The sequence below is a fragment of the Arthrobacter sp. CMU6 genome, assembly GCF_059090205.1.
The window spans coordinates 1-2,142 of record NZ_JBNHFL010000070.1 but is presented as its reverse complement, the minus strand read 5'-3'; the positions used below and the strand labels follow the sequence as shown (position 1 = coordinate 2,142).

2 protein-coding genes are annotated in these 2,142 nt (G+C 65.4%); both read right to left on the bottom strand.

Annotated features, from left to right (window positions below; translation table 11 throughout):
- Positions 1 to 63: 63 nt before the first annotated feature.
- Positions 64 to 852: an IS21-like element helper ATPase IstB gene (istB, locus tag AC5RWD_RS23055; RefSeq protein ID WP_494022244.1), complete on the bottom strand. Its 789-nt coding sequence runs from the start codon at positions 850 to 852 to the stop codon at positions 64 to 66.
- Positions 852 to 2,069, bottom strand: a complete 1,218-nt coding sequence (gene istA, locus AC5RWD_RS23050; protein ID WP_494022243.1) for an IS21 family transposase — start codon at positions 2,067 to 2,069, stop codon at positions 852 to 854. The genes istB and istA overlap by 1 nt, the downstream gene beginning before the upstream one ends.
- Between the last annotated feature and the right edge of the window lie 73 nt (positions 2,070 to 2,142).

The window sequence follows — 2,142 nt, the reverse complement described above, 5'->3', positions numbered from 1 at the left end:
TGTCAGCGATGGTCGAAAAGTGAGCCATTTCGCGGGCTGAAAAGTGAGCCACCATGACGCTGGTTATTCTGCCGTATTTTCCGGTCTTGTCGAGGGCAGCGAGTCGACCTGGGTGTGTTTGAGGCGGTAGCTGGAGCCTTTGAGGGTGATGACTTCGGCGTGGTGGACGATGCGGTCGATCATGGCCGAGGCGACGACCTGATCGCCGAAGACGTCTCCCCAGCGGGCGAAGGGCAGGTTCGAGGTCAGAATCAGCGAGGCGTGCTCGTAGCGTGATGAGACCAGCTGGAAGAACAGGTTCGCGGCGTCCTGCTCGAACGGGATGTAGCCGACTTCGTCCACGATGATCAGTCCGTAGCGGCGCAGTCTGACCAGTTCCTGGGGCAGCCTGCCGTTCTGGTGGGCGGCTTGGAGCCGGGCGACCCAGTCGATGGCGGTCGCGAACAGGACTCGGTGACCGAGCTGGGTGGCGCGCAAGCCCAGGCCGGTGGCGAGGTGGGTTTTGCCGGTGCCGGGCGGGCCGAGCAGGACGATGTTGGACGCTTCGGTGAGGAACGCGCCGGTGGCCAGGTGCGCGATGGTGTCGCGTTTGAGGCCGGGCTGGTGATCGAAGTTGAAGTCCTCGAGTGATTTCCGGGCCGGGAACCCGGCGGCCCGGGCCCTGATCTCGGCGCCGGAGGTTTCCCTGGCTGCGACTTCCCGGGACAGGACAGCGGCGAGGTACTCCTCGTGGGTCCAGCCTCCTTCACGGGCCTGGTCCGCGAGGCGTGTTGCTGCTTCGCGGATCCGGGGTGCTTTCATCGCCCGGGTGTAGTACTCGATCTGGCCTGCGGTTTCCTTAGCGGCCGGCATCAGGCGACCTGCCCGTCATCTAGGACAACCCCGAACGCGCGGTCGTAGTCCGCCAGGTCCCGCAGCCCGGTTGTTTCGCCAACCGGGTGAGGGGTTTGGAAGGCCTTCCGCAGCGCCCTTGCTGCTTCAACATGGTCGGGGTCGGTGATGGTCAGACCAGTGCCCCAGGACCGGAGGTGGGTCCCGACCGGTCTGCCGTCCAGGCTGATCGTGACGGTTTCGAGGTCGGCGCTGACATCGACGAACCGGCCGATGGCCTGCGGGTGGACGGAGTAGTCGTTGGATCCCATCCGGACGTAGTAGTCCCTCGGGAGCCGGACCCTTGCGGTGAAGCCGGTGACCGGTGGAACCGGTGGCAGCGCCAGCATGGCCGCTTTGTCGGCAGCGAGCAGGTCCGTCGGGCGGGCGCCGGTCCGCCGGACCAGCCGGGCGTTGGCCTTCGGCAGCCACTGACCGAGCTGGGTGTTGAAGTCCTCCGGTGAGGCGAAGACCCGGCCCGGCAGGAAGGAAGTCTCCAGGAACTGGTTGGCCCGCTCCACCACGCCCTTGCTCTCCGGATCGTAGGGTTTGACCTGCACGACCCTGGTCGCCAAGACCCCGGCGAATGCCGCGACCCCGGCGGCGTAGCTGTTCCGCCGGCCGATGCCGGTTTCGTTGTCCCAGATCAACCGCCGCGGAACCGCGCCCAGGGATCCGAGCAGCTCCCACATTCCGGCCAGCAGGTCCCCGGTCATCCGGGACGGGATCATCCTGGCCATGATGAACCGTGAATGCGAAGACACCATCACCAGCACCGGCAACACCCTGGCCTTGCCGGCCCCGACAGGTATCCGGACCTCCGGGAACCACAGATCACACTGCGCCTGATCCCCGGGATCGTAAGAGATCCGGTCAGCAGGATCAGCCGGGACATACTCGGGACGGATCCGGGCAACGTTCTCCCGGAACCAGGCCGGGGACCCCGACCAGCCCACCCGTTCAGCCAACACCGTCGCCGGCATCCGCGGGTTCTCCAGCAGCAGCGCACGAATTGCCGGTTCCACAGCCTTGATCCCAGAGTCCTGCGGCGCACGAACGTATGTTGGTGGACTGTCAGCGCTGACTGCTTTCGCAACCGTGTTCCTGGAGATCTCCAACCGCGCCGCTATCGACCTCATCGACTCACCCTCGGCCAGATGCAACCGCCGAATAAGCGCCCAATCCTCCACTGTGATCACCCACCCAATCGTTTGGAACGGGTGGCTCAGTTTTCAACCGTCACAATGGCTCACTTTTCGACCGTCACCGACA

Excerpts from the sequence above, each read along its gene's own strand:
- istB (WP_494022244.1), bottom strand. The coding sequence starts at position 852 with ATGCCGGCCGCTAAGGAAACCGCAGGCCAGATCGAGTACTACACCCGG.